The sequence below is a fragment of the Sporolactobacillus shoreae genome (assembly GCF_004684935.1).
Lineage (GTDB): Bacteria > Bacillota > Bacilli > Bacillales > Sporolactobacillaceae > Sporolactobacillus > Sporolactobacillus shoreae.
The window spans coordinates 1-20200 of record NZ_SRJD01000016.1 but is presented as its reverse complement, the minus strand read 5'-3'; the positions used below and the strand labels follow the sequence as shown (position 1 = coordinate 20200).

At 46.0% G+C, this 20200-nt stretch carries 17 protein-coding genes and 1 other annotated feature; of the genes, 14 read left to right on the top strand and 3 right to left on the bottom strand.

Going from position 1 to position 20200, the window contains the following annotated elements:
• Positions 1-13 precede the first annotated feature (13 nt).
• The 8 genes from E4665_RS12870 to E4665_RS12835 all read left to right on the top strand — a co-directional run bounded on the left by E4665_RS12870 (position 14) and on the right by E4665_RS12835 (position 10170).
• A complete protein-coding gene (locus E4665_RS12870) occupies positions 14-1282 on the top strand; it encodes an extracellular solute-binding protein (protein ID WP_135349207.1) in 1269 nt (422 codons plus the stop codon).
• Between the two features lie 31 nt (positions 1283-1313).
• Positions 1314-2618, top strand: a complete 1305-nt coding sequence (locus E4665_RS12865; protein ID WP_135349206.1) for a carbohydrate ABC transporter permease — start codon at positions 1314-1316, stop codon at positions 2616-2618.
• Position 2619: 1 nt separating this feature from the next.
• On the top strand, positions 2620-3471 hold the full coding sequence (locus E4665_RS12860; protein ID WP_135349205.1) for a sugar ABC transporter permease: 852 nt from the start codon (positions 2620-2622) through the stop codon (positions 3469-3471).
• A 75-nt stretch (positions 3472-3546) separates the two neighbouring features.
• Positions 3547-4437, top strand: coding sequence for a DUF1189 family protein (locus E4665_RS12855; RefSeq protein WP_135349204.1), 891 nt, complete (start codon positions 3547-3549; stop codon positions 4435-4437).
• The gene (locus E4665_RS12850) at positions 4434-6737 is read left to right on the top strand and encodes a glycoside hydrolase family 65 protein (RefSeq protein ID WP_135349203.1); all 2304 of its coding nucleotides are present in this window, start codon (positions 4434-4436) and stop codon (positions 6735-6737) included. Before E4665_RS12855 ends, E4665_RS12850 begins: the two co-directional genes overlap by 4 nt.
• Positions 6734-7393, top strand: a complete 660-nt coding sequence (gene pgmB / locus E4665_RS12845; RefSeq protein ID WP_135349202.1) for a beta-phosphoglucomutase — start codon at positions 6734-6736, stop codon at positions 7391-7393. Before E4665_RS12850 ends, pgmB begins: the two co-directional genes overlap by 4 nt.
• 111 nt (positions 7394-7504) lie before the next feature.
• Positions 7505-9211 (top strand): glycoside hydrolase family 13 protein, encoded by a 1707-nt coding sequence (locus E4665_RS12840; protein WP_135349201.1) that lies wholly within the window; start codon positions 7505-7507, stop codon positions 9209-9211.
• Between the two features lie 92 nt (positions 9212-9303).
• Positions 9304-10170: a helix-turn-helix domain-containing protein gene (locus E4665_RS12835; RefSeq protein WP_135349200.1), complete on the top strand. Its 867-nt coding sequence runs from the start codon at positions 9304-9306 to the stop codon at positions 10168-10170.
• Positions 10171-10237: 67 nt separating this feature from the next.
• On the opposite strand, the gene E4665_RS12830 is transcribed toward E4665_RS12835, so the two are convergent.
• Complete coding sequence (locus E4665_RS12830; protein WP_135349199.1) at positions 10238-11341, bottom strand: ABC transporter ATP-binding protein; 1104 nt, start codon at positions 11339-11341, stop codon at positions 10238-10240.
• A gap of 214 nt (positions 11342-11555) precedes the next feature.
• On the opposite strand from E4665_RS12830, the gene E4665_RS12825 reads away from it, so the two are divergent.
• Complete coding sequence (locus tag E4665_RS12825) at positions 11556-11879, top strand: metal-sulfur cluster assembly factor (RefSeq protein WP_135349198.1); 324 nt, start codon at positions 11556-11558, stop codon at positions 11877-11879.
• A gap of 98 nt (positions 11880-11977) precedes the next feature.
• Positions 11978-12634, top strand: a complete 657-nt coding sequence (locus tag E4665_RS12820; RefSeq protein WP_135349197.1) for an NAD(P)-dependent oxidoreductase — start codon at positions 11978-11980, stop codon at positions 12632-12634.
• 124 nt (positions 12635-12758) lie between these two features.
• On the opposite strand, the gene E4665_RS12815 is transcribed toward E4665_RS12820, so the two are convergent.
• The gene (locus E4665_RS12815) at positions 12759-13067 is read right to left on the bottom strand and encodes a YppG family protein (protein WP_135349196.1); all 309 of its coding nucleotides are present in this window, start codon (positions 13065-13067) and stop codon (positions 12759-12761) included.
• Between the two features lie 231 nt (positions 13068-13298).
• On the opposite strand from E4665_RS12815, the gene E4665_RS12810 reads away from it, so the two are divergent.
• From E4665_RS12810 to E4665_RS12800, 3 genes are all read left to right on the top strand, one after another.
• Complete coding sequence (locus tag E4665_RS12810) at positions 13299-14234, top strand: beta-ketoacyl-ACP synthase III (protein ID WP_135349195.1); 936 nt, start codon at positions 13299-13301, stop codon at positions 14232-14234.
• Positions 14235-14300: 66 nt separating this feature from the next.
• Complete coding sequence (gene fabF, locus E4665_RS12805) at positions 14301-15539, top strand: beta-ketoacyl-ACP synthase II (RefSeq protein WP_135349194.1); 1239 nt, start codon at positions 14301-14303, stop codon at positions 15537-15539.
• A 338-nt stretch (positions 15540-15877) separates the two neighbouring features.
• On the top strand, positions 15878-16624 hold the full coding sequence (locus E4665_RS12800) for a DUF3603 family protein (protein ID WP_135349193.1): 747 nt from the start codon (positions 15878-15880) through the stop codon (positions 16622-16624).
• Between the two features lie 115 nt (positions 16625-16739).
• On the opposite strand, the gene trpS is transcribed toward E4665_RS12800, so the two are convergent.
• Positions 16740-17732 (bottom strand): tryptophan--tRNA ligase, encoded by a 993-nt coding sequence (trpS, locus tag E4665_RS12795; protein WP_135349192.1) that lies wholly within the window; start codon positions 17730-17732, stop codon positions 16740-16742.
• 81 nt (positions 17733-17813) lie between these two features.
• Positions 17814-18077 (bottom strand) — a binding site (T-box leader).
• 260 nt (positions 18078-18337) lie between these two features.
• Here trpS and E4665_RS12790 point away from each other — a divergent pair.
• Positions 18338-20020, top strand: coding sequence for a peptide ABC transporter substrate-binding protein (locus E4665_RS12790; RefSeq protein WP_241654854.1), 1683 nt, complete (start codon positions 18338-18340; stop codon positions 20018-20020).
• Positions 20021-20200 lie beyond the last annotated feature (180 nt).

Below are 20200 nucleotides of genomic sequence, written 5' to 3'. Positions count from 1 at the left end.
GGGAGGGACAAAAATGAAGTTTATTAGAAAGATTGTTTCCGCGTTAGCCATTTTTGGATTAATTATGGCACTTGCGGCCTGCGGTTCCGGAGGTGCATCGAATGGGAATTCCGGAGGGAAAAAAGTCCTGACAGTATCCGTTGATTCATCAAACGCGGCATATGCTAATTTTGTGAACAGTATTAAAGGTAAGTTCGAAAAAGCGAACAATGCGACGGTAAAAATTGTAAAGAAACCGATGTTTGATCAATTGACTGCCCTTTCACTGGATGGGCCCGCGGGCAAAGCGCCGGATGTCATGCTGGCCCCATATGACCGTGTGGGCGCACTGGGACAGCAGGGACAATTGCTCGAAGTCGACAAGAGCATTCTGGGTTTCCTCAACCAGAAGGCACAGCGACAGGTACAGGTTGGCAGTAAATATTATGGGGTTCCACTGACCATCGAAGCACTTGTCCTCTTCTATAATAAAGATTTAGTTAAGAAAGCGCCGACGACTTTCAAGGATCTGGAGCTACTTGCAAAAGATAAACGGTTTGCCTTTCCTTCTGAACCAGGGAAAAATACCGGATTTCTGGCCAAATGGACTGACTTCTACTATGCCTATGGTCTGTACGCGGGGTACGGTGGTTATGTATTCGGCAATAACAATGCAAACCCAAAGGATATTGGCTTGAATAATTCTGGATCAATTGAAGCCGTAACTTATGCCACCAAATGGTTCCAAAATGTCTGGCCAAAAGGCATGCAGGACGTCAAGGCATCCGGCAACTTTGTGACCAACGAGTTTGTTAAAGGAAAAGCGGGGGCGGTGATTGACGGTCCGTGGCAGGCAGCAGTCTACAAACAGTCAAAAATAAATTATGGGGTCGCAAAGATTCCGACACTTCCGAACGGAAAAGAATACGCGCCGTTTGCCGGTGGTAAAGCGTGGGTAGCATCCGCTTATACAAAGGATCCGAGTCTGGCTAAAAAATGGCTGGCTTATGCAACGAATGCGACTAACTCCTATGTGTTCTATCAGAAATCGAACGAAATTCCGATCAATCCTCAGGCACAGGACAAGGTGAAGAATTCGAGTGATGTGCTGTCGATAGCCGTCATTTCTCAGTATGACTCTTCGATCCCTATGCCATCCATTCCGGAAATGGCCGAAGTATGGACGACAATGGAACCGGCAATGTTCAACGCCGCATCCGGCAAGAAAACGCCGAAGCAGACCCTTGACGACGCTGTGTCGACTTTGCATAAAACGATCGCTCAAAAGTATAAGGACAAATAAGCTCAGTGCGGAATGAAATGGGGGAAGCAACATGAACAATCACCCAATCAAGAAAAGTGTCCGAAAAGCAGGATTGTTGTCCCTCATCCCCGGTTTAGGGCAATTCTATAACGGGCAATTGGCAAAAGGAGTCTTATTTCTCCTTATAACCATTGCTTTCATTATCGAGCTGGCCACGATCGGGATCCCTGCTTTTCAAGGCTTTATCACACTGGGAACGGTTCCTATTCGGGACCATTCCCTTTTCTTGCTTGTTAAAGGCACATTGCAAATCATTATAACCTTTGTCTTCCTGATGGTGATGCTGCTCAGTATCAATGACGCCAGACATGTGGCAAGGCAGTGGAACACATTGGGCATGATTAATAAAAGTGTCGGTTCCATGGTTAAAAATGTGTGGGACAAGGGATTTCCCTACCTTTTGACGATTCCTGCCTACTTCATTATGCTTTTTGTTATTGTGTTTCCGGTGCTTGTAACACTCTTTATGGCTTTTACGAATTATGATTTCTATCATATTCCGCCTGCCAGATTGATTAACTGGGTTGGGCTTCAGAACTTTTTTGACATGTTCTTTCTCAGTTCCTACCGGGATACGTTTGTGACTGTGCTCGGTTGGACCATTACCTGGACTTTGCTGGCAACAACATGTCAGATTGCACTGGGCATTATTACCGCGGTTGTCGCCAATCAGGATTTCATTATCGGTAAACGAATATTCCGGATAATATTCCTGCTGCCGTGGGCAGTGCCAGCGTTTGTCACGATCATGAGTTTCTCCAATATTTTTAACGACAGCATAGGCGCCATTAACCAGCAGGTTCTGGCAGTCCTGAATTATATTCCATTTGTCCATATTCCGGATATACCGTGGAAAACGGATCCCTTCTGGACCAAAACGGCCTTAATCATGATTCAGACCTGGCTTGGATTCCCCTATATTTTTGTGATGGTTACGGGAGTACTGCAGTCCATTCCCGGGGATCTGTACGAGGCCGCAAATATTGATGGTGCCAATTTCATTCAGAAATTTACCCGGATCACGCTTCCGATGATTTTATTCGCGACGGCGCCGGTTTTCATTACGCAGTATACATTCAACTTCAATAATTTTTCCATCATTTATCTGTTCAATTCCGGCGGCCCAGGAGATGTGGGTGGCGGAGCAGGTTCAACGGATATCCTGCTGTCCTGGATTTACAAGCTGACAACGGGGACGTCACCGCAATATCAGTTGGCTTCAGCGGTTACCATTGTCATCTCGATCATCGTCATCAGCGTTTCACTCTTTGCTTTCAAGAAAACACACGCCTTCAGTAACGAGGAGATGATGTAAAATGAGGCGTCTCCTGCGTAATCAGAAATCAAATAAATTTTTCGGCCGATTCTTTACGTATTTATTTTTGATTGTTCTCAGCATCATAATCCTTTATCCGCTGTTCATCACCGCCCAGTCCGCCTTTAATGTCAGCAACCTTGCTGCGTTCACACTGGATTGGCATATGCAGTGGACACTTGATAATTTCCGCCAGCTTTTTTCACAGACCCTTTATTTAACCTGGTTCAAAAATACGATCATTATTGCGATTTCAACAATGATCATCCAGGTCATTATCGTGACGCTGGCCGGTTATACCTATAGCCGTTATCGGTTCAAAGGGCGCAAAAACGGATTGATTTTCTTCTTGATCATTCAAATGGTGCCGACAATGGCGGCACTGACAGCATTCTTTGTCCTTGGATTAATTATTAACGGACTGGACCAGTACTGGTATCTGACTTTGGTTTATGTCGGTGGCGGGATACCTATGAATACGTGGCTTATGAAGGGTTATTTTGATACGATTCCGCGCGATCTAGATGAATCGGCCCGCATCGATGGCGCGGGGCATCTCCGCATCCTTTGCCAAATTAACCTCCCACTGGCGATGCCGATGATAGCGGTTCAGGCATTATGGGCGTTTATGGGTCCCTTCGGAGATTATCTTCTGGCGGCTTTTTTGCTGCGCACACCGAGTAATCTGACGGTCGCTGTCGGTTTGCAGCAGTTTATCGCAAATCCAACGAATCAGAATATCTCCCTGTTTGCAGCGGGGTCTTTCCTGATTTCAATACCTATCGTTGTTCTGTTCTTCTTTTTGCAGCGCTATTTCCAAAGTGGGCTGACGGCCGGTGGAACAAAGGGCTAATCCTTTTATTTTACTTTGAACGATGATCCATGTGTGATTGATTCATCATAGCGATTTCCTTAGGGTGTGAAGTCAATGAAACCAAATTTAAACCGGTTTCCAGTCAATTATTTTGTTAATATGTGCTCCTTGAAACGGATTTTTACCGAGAGGCGAAATCTGAATGGGTGGAAACTGGCCTTTCTATTTTTATTTCTCAGTGCCAGTCTCATGATGCCTCTGACTCTGCGGCTCTCAGCCCTAAAAACTGTACCGTTCACTTTCTTAGCACCGTCAGTCAGCAGAGCGATCTCTTCTGACTTTGTGACGCAGATTCAGAAAGATGCAATCAAGGGTGGAGTTCTTTCAGGTACCGTCTATGAACAGAGGCACGGAAGAAACCTGCTCGCCGTTGATCCAGAGAACCGGTGGAGAACGATTGGGCAAAAGTACCATCAAAAGGTGCAGAACTTTAAGAATGTGATCATCTTTCAGAAACAAAAAATGATCATCAGTGATCAAAATGGTTTTGGTTTTTCTGTCACTTATCCTAAAGATCAGGCCATTTCATTAAGCGGCCGCAAAGAAAGTCTGGAAAATATGGTTTCACAGCTATGGGTCAGACAGTATAAACTGGAACTCATCACGGTGCTCTCTGTACTTTGCTTTGCAGGATTGTTTTTTTCAAATTTCCTTCTTATGGGAATGATGAGCTTCATTATATGGCTCACAGGTCGTTCAAAGCTCTCGGATATTCATTCTTTTCGAGAGGCCCTGTCCCTAGTAATTCTGGCTGCCGGGCTCCCTTCGCTTGCAGCTTGTGGATTTTCCCTGATTTCGTTTGACTTTGGGACAATGATCATGATTCAGTCTTTTGGTATCGTTCTGATGATCGCTCTTGTATTCTTGAGAACACATTTTCAAAATGAGCGGGGCCTGGAAAATACAAATCGGCGCTTGCAGGCAGTGGGAGATGAGAATAAATGACGGGTACACGGTTGTTTGAAACAGAACCTTGGAAACTGGCGACACATCAACTTCATAAGAATCAAATGAGGCTGCTGGAAAGTTTGACATCTCTCGGCAATGGATATATGGGCATGCGCGGCAATTTTGAAGAAACTTATACCGGGGATCACCATCAGGGCACCTATATAGCCGGGATCTGGTATCCCGACAAGACAAGGGTCGGCTGGTGGAAAAATGGTTATCCGGAATATTTTGGCAAAGTGATCAATGCCATGAATCTGATCGGTGTACAGCTTTTTTTGGATGGTGAAGAGGTGGATCTTTATAAGGATCAGCTTGAAGATTTTTACCTCGAACTGGATCTGCGCAAGGGGCTTTTAAAGCATAGCTACGTCGTGGTCAAACGTGGCAAGAGAGTGAAGGTTGAGTCTGAGCGGTTTTTCAGCATTATCAATAAAGAAATCTGTGCCATTCGCTTTAGGGTCACGAATCTGTCTGAAGGCGTATCCGTGCGCCTGATCCCCTTCCTCGACGGAGACGTTCGGAACGAGGATTCAAATTATGACGAGATGTTCTGGAAGGAAACCGGTAAAAGATCTGGCGACAGGCGATCCAACCTGTCCGTGCGGCTGATCGATAATTCTTTTGGAACACCGGTGTTTGCGGTGTCTGCATCAATGGGTGTACGGACCGAAGAGCGTGCGTCTGTTTCGGCCCATCAAAGAAAATTATATGTCGCTCAGTCCTGTGATATTTTTCTGGGCCCGGGGAAATCGATCACTCTCGATAAGTTGGTCGCCGTAACAACAAGCAGAGATTATGAACCTGGGAATTTGGCGGAAAGATCCGATGAACTGCTTGATCAGGCACTGGACAGCGGCTATGAAGATTTGAAAAAAGAGCATGCTGCTGCCTGGCAAAGACGCTGGAGGAAAGCAGATGTCACCATTCAGGGTGATGACGAGGCTCAGCAAGGGATCAGGTTTAATCTGTTCCAGCTTTTCTCCACTTACTACGGGGAGGATGCACGTCTGAATATTGGCCCCAAGGGATTCACTGGTGAAAAGTACGGCGGGGCGACGTACTGGGATACTGAGGCTTATGCTGTTCCATTTTATCTGGCGGTCGCAGATCCCCGGATTACGAAACAACTGCTCTTGTACCGATATAATCAATTGGAAGGAGCTTATTATAATGCCCGTCAGCAAGGCTTGAAGGGCGCGCTCTATCCGATGGTCACTTTCACTGGAATTGAGTGTCATAATGAATGGGAAATTACCTTTGAGGAAATTCATCGCAATGGCGCGGTGGCTTATGCGATCTACAACTACGTGAATTATACTGGAGACGAATCCTACATCGCAAAATACGGGATTGATGTACTGGTCGGAATCAGCCGTTTCTGGACAGACCGCATCCATTTTTCAAAGAGAAAACAAAAGTTCATGATTCACGGCGTAACCGGCCCGAACGAGTATGAAAATAACGTTAATAACAATTGGTACACGAACCAAATGGCGGCGTGGACTTTGAATTACACGATCAGCGTCCTCAATCTGATTGGTGATGAAAAATATAAAGAACTCGGGCTATCAGAGAATGAAGTGGCTCACTGGCGAGATATTGTCGATAAGATGTACTACCCTTTGGATCAAAAACTCGGTATTTTTGTTCAGCAGGACACCTTTCTGGATAAAGAAATTAAGCCGGTTTCTGAAATCCCTGAGGAGGAGAGGCCGATCAATCAGCACTGGTCGTGGGACAGAATTCTGCGTTCCTGTTTTATCAAGCAGGCAGATGTGCTGCAAGGAATCTATTTCTTAAATAACCAGTTCACAATGGAGGAGAAAAAGAGAAACTTTGAATTTTATGAGCCGCTGACCGTGCATGAATCCAGCCTTTCGGCATCGGTTCACTCGATACTGGCATCAGAACTGAGAAAAAAAAGAAAAGCGCTGGAACTCTACAAAAGAACAGCCAGGCTTGATCTGGACGACTATAATCATGATACCGTTGACGGCCTCCATGTCACTTCAATGACCGGCAGCTGGCTGGCCATTGTTCAAGGCTTTGCCGGGATGAGGACTTTTGACGGAACGCTTTCTTTCAATCCTTATTTGCCGGAGGATTGGCAGTCCTATTCGTTTAAAGTGAATTATCGGGGAAGGCTGATCGAAGCGATCGTTAACAAGGAAAAAGTGATCCTGACATTACTGTCGGGAGATCCACTGAAACTTAAACTGTTCAATCAGCCGCTCTTGCTGGAGCAGAGCCTTACAGGAAGGTTGATTGAAAATGATGAGGTGAGCGGGCAATGAAAGCGGTTGTTTTTGATCTGGATGGCGTTATCACCGATACGGCAAAATATCATTTTAGAGCATGGAAGCATCTTGCCGAATCCATCGGCATTCACATTGATGAAGCTTTTAATGAACATCTGAAAGGCATAGGAAGGATGGATTCACTGGAGCGGATTCTAAAATTTGGCGGGCGTGCACCTGATTTTTCAGAAGAAGAGAAAAGCAGGCTTGCTGAACAAAAGAATGAAGACTACCGCCGTTTGATCGCTGCCATGACACCTAATGATATACTCCCGGGAATTCAGGATTTTCTGGAAGAATTGAGAAACGCAGGTATAAAGATCGGCCTGGCGTCTGCGAGCAAAAACGGACCGTTCATTCTGAAGTCACTACAGATATCTTCCTATTTTGACACAATCGTGGATCCGGCTAAATTAAAAAAAGGAAAGCCTGATCCGGAAATTTTTTCAACAGCGGCTGTTCAGCTCGGGGCTGAACCCCGGGAGTGTGCAGGGATTGAGGACGCCGTGGCGGGAATTCAGTCAATCAACGCGGCCGGACTGTTTTCCGTAGGTGTCGGCGTTCCTGAAGATGCCCGTCCTGACTGGCGTGTAGCGTCAACGCTTGAACTTACATGGGATTCACTGAGAAAACATTGGATTGAAAAAGGCTAAGTTTAAATTTAATGTTGTTTTTGCCCCTCCGTTGATTGGAGCGGAAAGCGAGCACCTGGAGCGAAAATAAACGGCGTTGAAAACGGTATTTTTATACAGGAGTGAACCGAAATGGGAGATTGGTGGAAGAAAGCAGTCGTTTATCAGATCTATCCGCGCAGCTTTAAAGATTCTAATGGGGACGGATTCGGAGATTTGAGCGGTATTATTGAAAAATTGGACTATTTAAAGAATCTGGGTGTCGACATTATCTGGTTAAGCCCGGTGTACCAGTCCCCTCAAAAGGACAATGGCTATGACATCAGCGACTATCGCAAAATTGACCCGAGATTTGGTACAAATGAAGATATGTATCGTCTTCTCGATCAGGCGCACCGCCGCAATATTAAAATTGTCATGGATCTTGTGGTCAACCATACATCAGATCAGCATTACTGGTTTCAGGAAAGCCGGAAATCAAAAGACAACCCTTATCGCGATTACTATTTCTGGCGCGATCCAAAACCGGACGGATCAGAGCCGAACAATTGGGGGTCACACTTTTCAGGATCCGCGTGGACATTCGATGAGGAGACCGGCCAGTATTATCTCCATTACTTTACAAAACAGCAGCCGGACCTTAATTGGGAAAACGAGAAAGTGCGTCAGGCGGTGTATGATGTGATGCGATTCTGGATGGATAAGGGTGTCGATGGATGGCGGATGGATGTCATCGGAGGAATTTCCAAATACACGGATTTTCCCGATTATCCTGAGACGAATGGTCAGAAGTATGTATTGGGCAAATATCATGCAAATGGACCTCGGCTGCACGAATATGTTCAGGAAATGAATCGTGAAGTACTCTCAAAGTACGATTGTGTGACGGTCGGTGAAGCGAACGGATCGGATATTGAAGCAACAAAAAAATATACCGATCCGCGCCGCCATGAACTCAATATGGTTTTCAACTTCGATCACATGGCTGCCGATCAGAAACGGGGAACACCGGCAGGCAAATGGGCGGTCAAGCCTTTTGATCTCGTTGAATTGAAGAAGACGTTGTCGGACTGGCAGCTTGAACTTGCTGAAAATGGATGGAACACACTCTACTTTGAAAATCATGACCAGGGCCGCGTCATTTCGCGTTATGGCAATGACACAGCCTATCGGGTTCAGTGCGCGAAAGCCTTTGCGACGGTCCTTCATGGACTGAAGGGAACTCCTTATGTTTACCAGGGCGAAGAGATCGGAATGGTGAACTGTGATTATGAGCTTAATGACTATCGCGATGTGGAGATCCACAATGCTTACAGGGAACTGGTCATTGAGGAAAAAATAATGACAGAAAAAGTATTCCTCGATGCTGTGGCAAAGGTCGGCAGAGATAATGCCCGTACGCCGATGCAATGGAATAATGGATCGCATGCGGGGTTCACTGAAGGCACACCATGGCTGAAGGTAAATTCCAATTACAAAGAGATCAATGTCAGTCAGGCACTAAATGATCCGGATTCGATCTATTATTATTACCAGAAACTGATTGAATTGCGGCATACACATGATGTGTTGACAAATGGAGATTTCAGCCTGCTGCTCCCTGATCATCCACACATATTTGCGTACACCCGGCATTCGGAACAAGAAGATTTACTTGTTGTCGCAAATCTTAGCGAAAGTCAAGAGGTGGCAACAGTCAGCACGGAAGGATGGTCGCCACTTATATACAACTATCCGGATCCACCGTCAGCTTTGTCAGAAATTCAGCTTCGTCCTTATGAAGCGGCAATTTTTCACAGAGCGGCGGGCGAATCAGAGCAACTTCCGGCAAATACCTGACAGCAGGCTGTGCCGTCAGGCATTAATAAATCGGGATTCTTATTTATTATAATGGTAGAAAAAATCAGTAAAAGGCGGCGGGGAGTGCGGACATGGACATTAAAAACCTTATCAGGCGTTATCCCGGTACAGTTGTAGACAATGTGCCGTTTCATCCCGATGAAGACATGCTTTATTTTTATGAAAGCCCTTATTATATAGGCGTGCCCTCTCTGGGGCTTTCAGACCGGGAACGCCAATTGTTGAAAATACTGCTAAACGAAGAGATCCCGCCGTATTTTTCTGAAAAATCCAGAGTCTGGTATGACCGATTGATAAAGGGTCAGCCAGTGGAAAAAACAGAAACGCATGAAAAGGTTAGGTTTATTCACTTTCACACTGCCGTAGCGCTTACACGAAGCAACCTGATTGAGTGGCGATCGGCGCTGGAAGCCTTTTTTGAAGAAACGGCCTGTTTCATTTATCTTTCCTCGCAAAACGGATTGATTATTGAAGAGGAAGGGATGATGGAAGGGGAAGCACTCCGAGCCATTGCCAATACGCTTGAAAATGATTTTTCCGTCAAGACACATTTTCAGCTTGGCCTGCGTTACCCCCTAACACCTCTAATCAGAGATGCTTATCTGGAGGAACTCAGCCTCTTTCAACATCAGTTGGCCCATTCAGGTCTTCAGGAAGTGAGCAGTGTGGAACATGGCTTTTTCTCATTGATCAGATCGCATATCAGTAAATCAGCCATTCTCAGTGAAGTGAAGGCAATGGTAGCTGATGATTCGGGGTGGGTGACGATCATCAGAGCGTTATGGGGAAATCAGGGGAACATCAGCATGGCTGCGAAACAACTTTTCATGCATCGAAATACGCTGCAAGCACGCATGGACAAATTTTTTGAACAAACCGGTATTTCATTGAGGCGAATGGACGGGTTGACCATTGCCTATCTATCCACTCTTGAATGATTCGCCCAAAAAGATTCCCGCACCGCCATTCATTTGGCAGAGCGGGAATCTTTTAATTTGCAGAATATCATTCGACTGTTAGCGCCGTTTCTGTTTCAGGGTCAAAAAAGTGAGTTTTACTGATGTTGAATGCCAGGTCAACGTTGTCCTGCGCATGATACTCGGTACGCGCATCGACCCGCGCGATGAACTGATGGTTCCCGACCTGAGAGTGGAGCATAAACTCTGCTCCGGTCAGTTCCGCGATGATAATTTTCGCGTGGATAACACTTGCGGGGGTTGATTCGATAACCACCGGCTCGTCGTGAATATCCTCCGGCCGGATGCCCATGATGATTGGTTTATCAATAAAATTTTTTGCCCGTAGAATTTTTAGCTTACCTTCCGGAACTTCAAGATCGATCGCGTCTCCCTTGAAATGATTGCCCTCAAGTTTTCCATGAAAGAAATTCATTGGTGGTGAACCGATAAAACCGCCGACGAACAAATTTTTCGGGTTGTCGTAGACCTCCTTAGGCGTCCCGACCTGCTGAATCACTCCGTCCTTCATGATAACAATCCGTGTCGCCATGGTCATCGCTTCGGTCTGATCATGGGTGACATAGATCATTGTTGCTTCAAGATTCTGATGCAGTCTGCCGATTTCCGAACGCATCTGGACACGAAGTTTCGCATCCAGGTTCGACAGCGGCTCGTCCATCAGGAACACTTTTGCGTCACGGACTATTGCCCGTCCGAGAGCGACTCTCTGCCTTTGACCGCCTGAAAGAGCTTTTGGTTTTCTGTCGAGATAATCCTTGATTCCCAAAATTTCCGCGGCTTGCTCCACCCGCTTCCTGATCTCGGTTTTCGGAAACTTTCGCAGTTTCAAACCGAACGCCATATTCTCGAAGACGGTCATATGCGGGTAAAGGGCATAGTTTTGGAAGACCATGGCAATGTCACGATCCTTAGGTGCCACATCATTCATCTTTTTGCCGTCAATGTAAAGATCGCCTTTTGAAATTTCCTCCAGCCCGGCGATCATGCGAAGGGTGGTCGACTTTCCACATCCCGATGGTCCGACAAAAACGATGAATTCCTTATCGTTGATGTCCAGATTAAAATCACTGACAGCCGTTACATTATTGTCGTATACTTTATAAATATGTTTCAGTGAAAGTTCTGCCATGTTCTTATCACACCCTTAATTTGATAACTCAATAATAATGTAAGCGGTTACTTTAGTAAATGGCAAGGTGCTCAATTTTTGTTCCCATGTATTGTGCAACCTGTTCCGAGTTCTCAGAATGGATCGGGTCAGGCTTGAAGGGCCTGCTAGATGAAATCTGCAAAACAATCGGGTATACTTAAGCTATCCAAGATGAAGAAAGGGGGGAATCCTGGTGGCTGAACAAGAATCAGAGGAATTGAAAGATCGGGTGCTTGAGGCTCTGGAGGATGTGCTCGACCCGGAGCTGGGTATCGATATTGTAAATCTTGGCCTGGTTTACGGCGTTGATATAGATGACGATAACAATGTTGTAGTTACGATGACGCTGACCTTTATGGGCTGCCCGCTGTCCGCATCGCTCTCATATGAAGTGAAGCGTGTCCTTAGTGAGATTGAAGAAATAAAAGAAGTGGAAGTTAATTTTGTATGGGATCCGCCCTGGACAAAGGACCGCATGTCGCGATATGCGAGAATCGCTCTCGGACTTTCCGATTGAACAAGTGCTCCTCTTTCCCGGAGCGCTTGTTTTGTTATGACACTCTTTATTGCCGCATAGACTGGCATTAGTGTCCGAAGCATCGGGAGGGTTAATGAATGAAACAGGTCATCGTTTTTGGCGGTCTGTCTGCTTACGGTTTTCCCATTTCTGAAGCCCTTGCCGAGAAGGGAAATACAGTTATCTCAATCAGCTCGGCTCTTAATTCGAAGGAAAAAGCGGAGGAGGATGAGCGGGCGCTCTTTTTGGGAAGAAACGCCCTTTTTCGGACAGTGGATCATCCCAAAAATCCGATTCGCGAAGCATTTTGTATTGCTGACTCATTCAGAAGAGATGAATCGGCAAACAGGCAGTTAAAGGCGAAACTGAAACCAATGTTGGATGCTGTAGCCGGAAGCTCCAAGGAACCCGCTATTTTTCTCTCAACGCTTGAAGTTTATGATCCAAATTCAGTTTATCGCGGCGAGAAAAGGGTGGTGCGTCCTATCACTGATGCAGGAAAAAGAGCGGCGCAGATGGAGCAATTTTTTTGCAGTGCATGCCGCGACCGGGCACGAAACAAGGCGGCCATTTTCCGAACGGATCTCTCTCAAATGAAGACGAGAGGCTCACATACCGCACTTTTGATGGCGGAACTGATAGCCGCACCTTTTATCGGACTTCAGATTTTTAATTATGATGGCGGCAGCAAATCCGGAGAAGGCTGCAACCAAAAGTTAAAGGACCTATTTCATGAAAAATTCGACTGGCTCTGAGCAGGAAAACATGTAACAATCCCATGAGCCGGATTAGGAAAACCATTTATTATAATGAAGAAAAAAATCCGGGAAAGGAACCGATCCCGGAGATCAAAAGATCATTATCAAACAGATGCTCTGTTTAAGGCCTCTTGAAAAATTTAAGAAGGGGAGACAGCTGCTTGATCGCCGGAGCGGCCTGATTCAGGACTGTAACGAGCTGATTCGCGCCGCTCATCATTTTGCCGACATCTATATGTCCGTTCTGATCTGTAAAAGGCTTCATAAAAGAAGTCTGAGGACGGGCGGGTGGCTGCATACCGCTTGCCTGAGGGGCACCGTTCTGATAGAATGCTTGTGGCGGAGCAGTGGGCGGCGTTTGTTGGCCGAACATCATATAAGTAAATGGATCATAGATACTGTCTCTCGGATTTTGACCGGGCTGTGCCATAATTTTTCCTCCCTGCTTAAGTCAATGATTCTTAATGGGTACCTGGAATCGTTATATTTTATTCTATGCTCATCCTTTTAAAAGGTGAGGTTCATCAGCCCGTAGTCACGTTGCCTGATATGTTATTAATGGGGACAATGATCTTTTGCCTGTTGGACAAATATTTTCTGTTGTATTATATTGTTACCAAGTCATTATATATACTGTTATGATCTGAGAGGAGAATTGCGGATGTCCGCAGGAATACTAGGAATTGGTAAGTTTGTTCCTGAAAAAGTACTAACAAATTTTGATCTTGAGAAAATTATGGATACATCTGATGAATGGATCCGCACAAGAACAGGAATCGAAGAAAGACGGATCGCCGATAAAGATACAGATACATCGGACATGGCTTTTATCGCTGCGAAAAAGGCGATTGCAAACTCGGGACTTAACGTCGCGGATATCGATATGATCATTGTTGCAACAGTAACGCCTGATCAGCCCTTTCCTTCTGTTGCGTGTATGTTACAGGACAGGCTGGGAGCGGGTAAAATACCGGCGATGGATATCAGCGCCGCATGCTCCGGCTTTATTTATGGTGTTGTGACGGCAAAACAATTTATTGATACTGCCGTTTACAAAAACATTCTGGTTGTCGGTGTTGAAAAGTTATCAAAAATCACCAACTGGGAAGACCGGACAACCGCTGTACTCTTTGGGGATGGGGCTGCGGCCGCAGTTGTTGGACCTGTTTCGGAAGGCAAGGGAATCCTTTCGTTTGATCTCGGCTCGGACGGAAGCGGAGGCATGAGCCTGTATCAGGATGGCGACATTATTAAAATGAATGGCCGTGAGGTCTTCAAGTTTGCCGTGCGGCAGATGGGCGAATCCGCGGTGGACGTCGTAGAGAAAGCCGGTCTGAAGAAAGAGGATATCAATTATCTAATCCCGCATCAGGCAAATATCCGGATTATGGAAGCCTCCAGAGAAAGACTGGATATTCCCGAAGACAAAATGATCAAAACCATACAGAAATACGGGAATACCTCTTCCTCATCAATCCCACTGGCGTTGACCGATGCGCTTGAGAGCGGGCAGATTAAAGACGGAGATCTGATTGTCATGGTCGGATTCGGCGGCGGCTTGACATGGGGTGCGCTGACACTGCGGTGGGGCAGATAACTTATTTAAGATAGGCCATGATCAAAAGCGCTGGCACAGCCAACTTAATATAAAGGAGAGAACAGAATGAAAAGAAGAGTCGTTGTTACCGGGTTAGGTGCAGTAACACCTCTTGGAAATGATGTCGAATCAACATGGAAAAATGCGATTGCCGGCAAATCCGGTATCGACATCGTAACACGGGTAAATCCTGATGATTTCCGGGCCAAAGTGGCCGGTGAAGTGAAGGATTTCAATCCGGAAGATTTCATGGATCACAAAGACGCGCTCCGGATGGACCGATTCACTCAGTTTGCTGTCGCAGCGGCTAAGATGGCGGTCGCCGACGCAGGGTATGTGATTGATGAAACGAATGCTGAACGGATCGGTGTCTGGATCGGCTCGGGTATCGGAGGCATGGAAACCTTCGAGAATGAGCTCAGGACCGCGATAGAAAAAGGATATCGAAGGGTCAGCCCCTTCTTCGTGCCAATGATGATACCGGATATGGCTTCGGGCCAAGTATCCATTCTTCTCGGGACGAAAGGAATTAACTCCTGTACAGTCACGGCCTGCGCCACGGGGACCAATTCGATCGGGGATGCCTATGAAGTGATCAGCCGTGGAGATAATGACGCGGTCATCTGCGGAGGCAGTGAAGCACCCCTGACCAATATGTCCTTTGCGGGATTCAGCTCCTCACGGGCGCTTTCCACCAATCCGGACCCGAAGACGGCATGCCGACCGTTTGACAAGAAACGCGACGGCTTCGTCATGGGAGAAGGCGCGGGGATAGTCCTTCTGGAATCCCTTGATTCCGCTCTGAAGCGTGGTGCGCATATTTATGCGGAAGTGGTCGGCTATGGAGCCACAAGCGATGCCTTTCATGTGACGCGACCGGATCCGGATGGCAAAGGTGCTGTCCGTTCGATGAAGATGGCTCTGGAAAACGCGGGTCTGACCACAGGCCAGGTTGATTATATTAACGCTCATGGAACAAGTACGGCCGCAAACGATTCAACTGAAACTAAGGCGGTGAAAGCTGTCTTTGGTGATGATGCCTATCAAGTAGCGATCAGTTCGACAAAATCGATGACCGGGCATCTCCTTGGTGCTTCCGGCGGCGTTGAAGCTATTTTTTCAATAAAAGCCATTGAAGACGGAATTGTTCCGCCAACCATTAATTATGAAACGCCTGATGAGGAATGTGATTTGAACTACGTAACAAATGGCGCGATTAAGAAGGATGTAACGGTTGCCATGAGTAATTCATTCGGATTTGGCGGACACAATGCAACACTGGTATTCAGGAAATTTGAGGATTAAACTTGATAAAGTGATTGAACGAGGCACCTGAGGAAATCTCTCAGGTGCCTTTTTTGATAGGCTATGTTTAAATTCAGTGTTGATTTTGCCTCTCCGTTGATTGGCGCGGATCGCCCGCGGAAAGCGAGCGCGTGGAGCGAAAAGCAACAGACAAGTTTAACAAAGTCTTTGATAAAATCCGTTGCTAAAATGCCGAGGGTTATAGTCTAGTAGGTTCAGTCATAGACATAGTGAAACTGAATGAACGATCCTTCTGAAAGGCCGATTCAAGGCAGAATAAATTTTCCCATTCATGTCCATAATGTTTTCAAATCAAAAAAAGAGGAGACGACATATTCATGGAGATACTGAGTGATATCTGGGTCAATTGGTTTGAAGGCGAAGAAAACAGCTATAATGTCTGCGAATTTTATGAATGGCGCAAGCATGATTTTATTGAGCTTCTTGATCAGGTACCGCTCGTCAAAGTGGAAAAGCCGTTTCTGGATTATATTGAGAACGACTTGCTGGATCTTCCCGAGGAGCTTCTGAAAGATATCCGGAATAAGAGTGTGATCTGCAAAAACAACCAAAGAGAAGTCATAGAATATTGTTTCATTGCCACGGACGGTGAACGCTGCATCGCAGCTGACACGCTTGGATACGCCGTTCCTGTAAGAAAGAGCAGACTCATCCCAAGGCAGGAAAATATAATTCTGGATAAAGTGGGCAAGATGTCCGCTGAACACTATCACCTGCCGGAAGGATTGAGAACGAAAGAGTATCATATGCTTTCTCTGAGTCCGGATCTGATGCTTGGTCTTACCCGAAAAGAGCGGCAAATGAAACAGCTTCTTTTTATGGCCCTTGATCAGCTGCATTCAACCGGCAGTGTCGAGGAACTCCGCTACTGGCACACCGAATGGTACCCCACAAAGTACAAAGAAAGCAGGGAAATGAGCGCGGAGGACGCGTTTTGCGATCTTGTTGAAGGGATGAAGCATGGCTGGTCGGAAAGGCACGCGGACATTTGTGAGCGGATGATCAGAGGGCAGTCGTATTTCGAAAAACTTTGGGAACTCGAGCACGTACCCAAGGTCCAGTAGTCGCAATATTAACGAAAAGAGATTTAAATAATGATAAAACAAGCCGGAGCAATTTTTTACTGCTCCGGCTTGTTTTATATGAGGTTGCAGCTTGTAATGTTCGACAGTTCTTCTTTCACAGACGGTTGATTCTGCCGATACCCAGTGCCTGCTCAGTATCCTTCAATGTTTTTCTGGCAATCGCGTATGCCTTTTCTGCCCCTTCATCAAGCACTTCATCGAGTTCTGAGGATTCAATCAGGTTGTTATACTTCTCCTGAATCGGCTTAAGCATACCGACAACGGCTTCCGCAACATCCGTTTTAAATTCTCCATACCCCTTTCCTTGATAGGCGGATACGAGATCGTCGACCGATCTCCCGGAACAGAGCGAGTATATATCCAGCAAATTTGAGACACCGGGTTTTTGCTCTCTGTCATATCGAATGGACGCTTCGTCGTCCGTGATTGCACTTTTTATTTTCTTTATAATATCTTTCTCTGAATCCAGCGTAAAAATAGTTGCCTTTTTGTTCTTGTCCGACTTGCTCATTTTCTTGGTCGGTTCTGCGAGGGACATAATTCTCGCGCCGACCGGAGGAATATAGGGCTCGGGGATTGTGAAGACTTCTCCATATTTATTATTAAACCGCTCGGCAAGATCGCGGGTCAGTTCAAGGTGTTGTTTCTGGTCCGCGCCGACAGGAACAAGGTCCGTGTGATAGAGCAGGATATCGGCTGCCATTAAAGGTGGATAAGTCAGCAATCCGGCGGGAATAGCGTTCTTTCCCTGTGATTTATCTTTGTACTGGGTCATTCTTTCCAATTCGCCCATATAGCTGACGCACTGCATAATCCATCCCAGCTGCGCGTGGCAGGGAACCTCGGATTGAATAAACAGAATCGAACGTTTCGGATCAATGCCTATCGCCAAATAAAGTGCGGCGAGATTGTGAATGTTTTTCTGAATTTCGACCGGATCCTGAGGCAGGGTTATCGCATGTTCATCGACGATGCAATAAATGCAGTCATTTCCTTCCTGAAGTGTTACAAAATTTTTCATGGCTCCCAGATAGTTACCCAGAGTCGGTATTGATGTCGGCTGGACACCGGAAAAAATCTTTGGCAAATCGCTCATCCTCCTGATTGTTGAAAGTAAAATTGCTGCCTCGTCATCCTAAAAAAATGTATAAAAAAAAGCCCATCATCCTGAAGGGACGAATAGACCGCGGTGCCACCCTATTATTTCCTGTAAAAGGAAACAACTCATCTCCAATCGTTCACAAAATTGTGCGAAAGATCAGATCCGCTGTAACGTGCGGACACGGCATAACCTACTAACTGCATCACTTCGCAGATACATTCAGCTTGCAGCTCAAAAGCCCATTCAGCATCATTCCGCCACCCGGTTTCCATCTTATCCAGGCTCTCTCGAGACTTTCCGGTGCCTACTCTTCTTTTTCATCGCAATTCTTACTGTTTTCATGACATTCACTGATCAGGGGATTCTATTCCCCAAATAATTACCTAGAATTATACAAAATCAGTTTGATAAAAGCAAATACTCAATCGAATGATGACTCATCAACCTCCATGCACATCAGATTTTAAAAAAATTTACACTATATTCACATTTCGATAAAAAATCTGAAATTTGATGTATAATATTCCCCATGGCGAGCAAGTCTGCAGCGAACCGTTAATGTTAATCAGGAAATTTCAGGGGGCGTAAGTATGATGACAAGAAAAACAAAATTCAGGCTTTCAGTATCGTTGTTTCTATCACTGGTACTGATTCTGTCTGCCTGCGGATCCAGCACATCGTCAAAGAATACCGGTTCCGTTCAACTGGCTGCCAAGCAGCAGCTGAATCTGACAACGACTTCCGACATTCCGACACTGAATTATACTCAGGCAACGGACACACAGTCGACTAACACTCTGGAAATGGTCAACAGCGGCCTGACAAGGATGCATGACGGAAAAGTGGAATGGGATCTTGCAGCCGGTGCACCAAAGGTGAGCGCCGACAAAAAAACGTATACTTTTACGCTGCGCAAGGGAATCAAATGGTCGGATGGAAAACCCGTTACGGCGCAGGACTTTGTTTTCGGCTGGCATTATGAAAATGATCCGAAGGCAAAACCTGCCTATAATTTCCTCTACGCTTCAGCAAGTATCAAAAATGCCGCGAAAATACAAAATCCGAAAGATCCGATGTACGGAAAATATAATAATCTAGGTATAAAGGCGATTGGAACAGATCAGGTGCAGATCACGTTCGATCAGCCAGCGCCTCCGTTTTTTCTGAGCCTTCTGTCGACGCCGGGCTTTTTTCCTCAGCGTCAGGATTTTGTAACAAAGCAGGGAGCGAATTTCGCACAGGGACCGCAAAACCTTCTCTATGATGGGCCATTTAAACTGCAGAGCTGGTCGAAAGGCAGCGGCTGGACCTACGTGAAAAACAAGGATTACTGGAATGCATCAAAAATACACCTGACTCAGGTTAATTTTAAAGTGATAACGGTGGAAGCGACGCGTATCAATCTCTACAAGACGGGAGCCTCCGACGCCATCGAAAATTTATCGGGTGATTTTACGGATCAGTTGAAAAAAACAAATCCCGGTGAGGTTCACAGCGGACTAACATCAACGACCCGCTTCCTCTATGTCAATCAGAAGACCAATAAATATTTGCGGAATCTCAGCTTAAGAAAAGCGCTGAATGAATCCATCGACCGTGAATCTTTCGTGAAAACACTGATGAACAATGGTTCTGTTGCTTCGCATTTTGCCGTTCCTCAAGATTTCGTCAAAGGTCCGGACGGGAAGGACTTCCGCTCAGTGGCTCCGAAGGGATATCTGATAGATGAGAGCACAAAGCAGGCACAGAGTGACTGGAATACGGCCAAGAAGGAACTTGGCATTAAAACATTGAATTTAACTTTGCTGACACAGGATGGCGATCAGCTGAAAAACTGGGATCAGTACCTCGTTTCACAGATTGAAAGCAAGCTCAAAGGTGTACAAATCAAGATCAATCAGCAGCCATTTGCCAATTTCCTTAAACTTCAGACAGGGTTTAATTTTGATCTTTCCTATGGCGGTTGGGCACCGGACTATCAGGATCCGATGACCTATCTTGATATGTTCACAACGGATCAGCCCGAAAATTCATCGGCCTGGTCGAACAAATCCTATGACAAACTCATTGCGGATGCCCAGACTCAGACCAACCTGACCACGAGATGGGATGATCTCCAGAGTGCGGAAAAAATTCTGATTCAAGATGTCGGAATCATACCTATTGATCAGGACGGTCAGGTATGGGTGCAGAAACCTTATGTGAAGGGTTTGCAGTATCCGATTTACGGACCGACAGTCGATCTGACAGGAGCCTATATTCTGAAACACTGAAAAGATCAGTGATCATGTGATGAGAAAGAGCCGGGATCAAATAATCCCGGCTCTTTTTGGTGCGCCCGGCATGGACGACAGCTTGGCGGTGAAAGTCCGCTACAGGCTTGGCAGTAGGAACTGTTAGCTAAGGGCAAGGGTGTCCATCGTGAGGTGGAATCTGAAGGAAGCCGGAGGCAA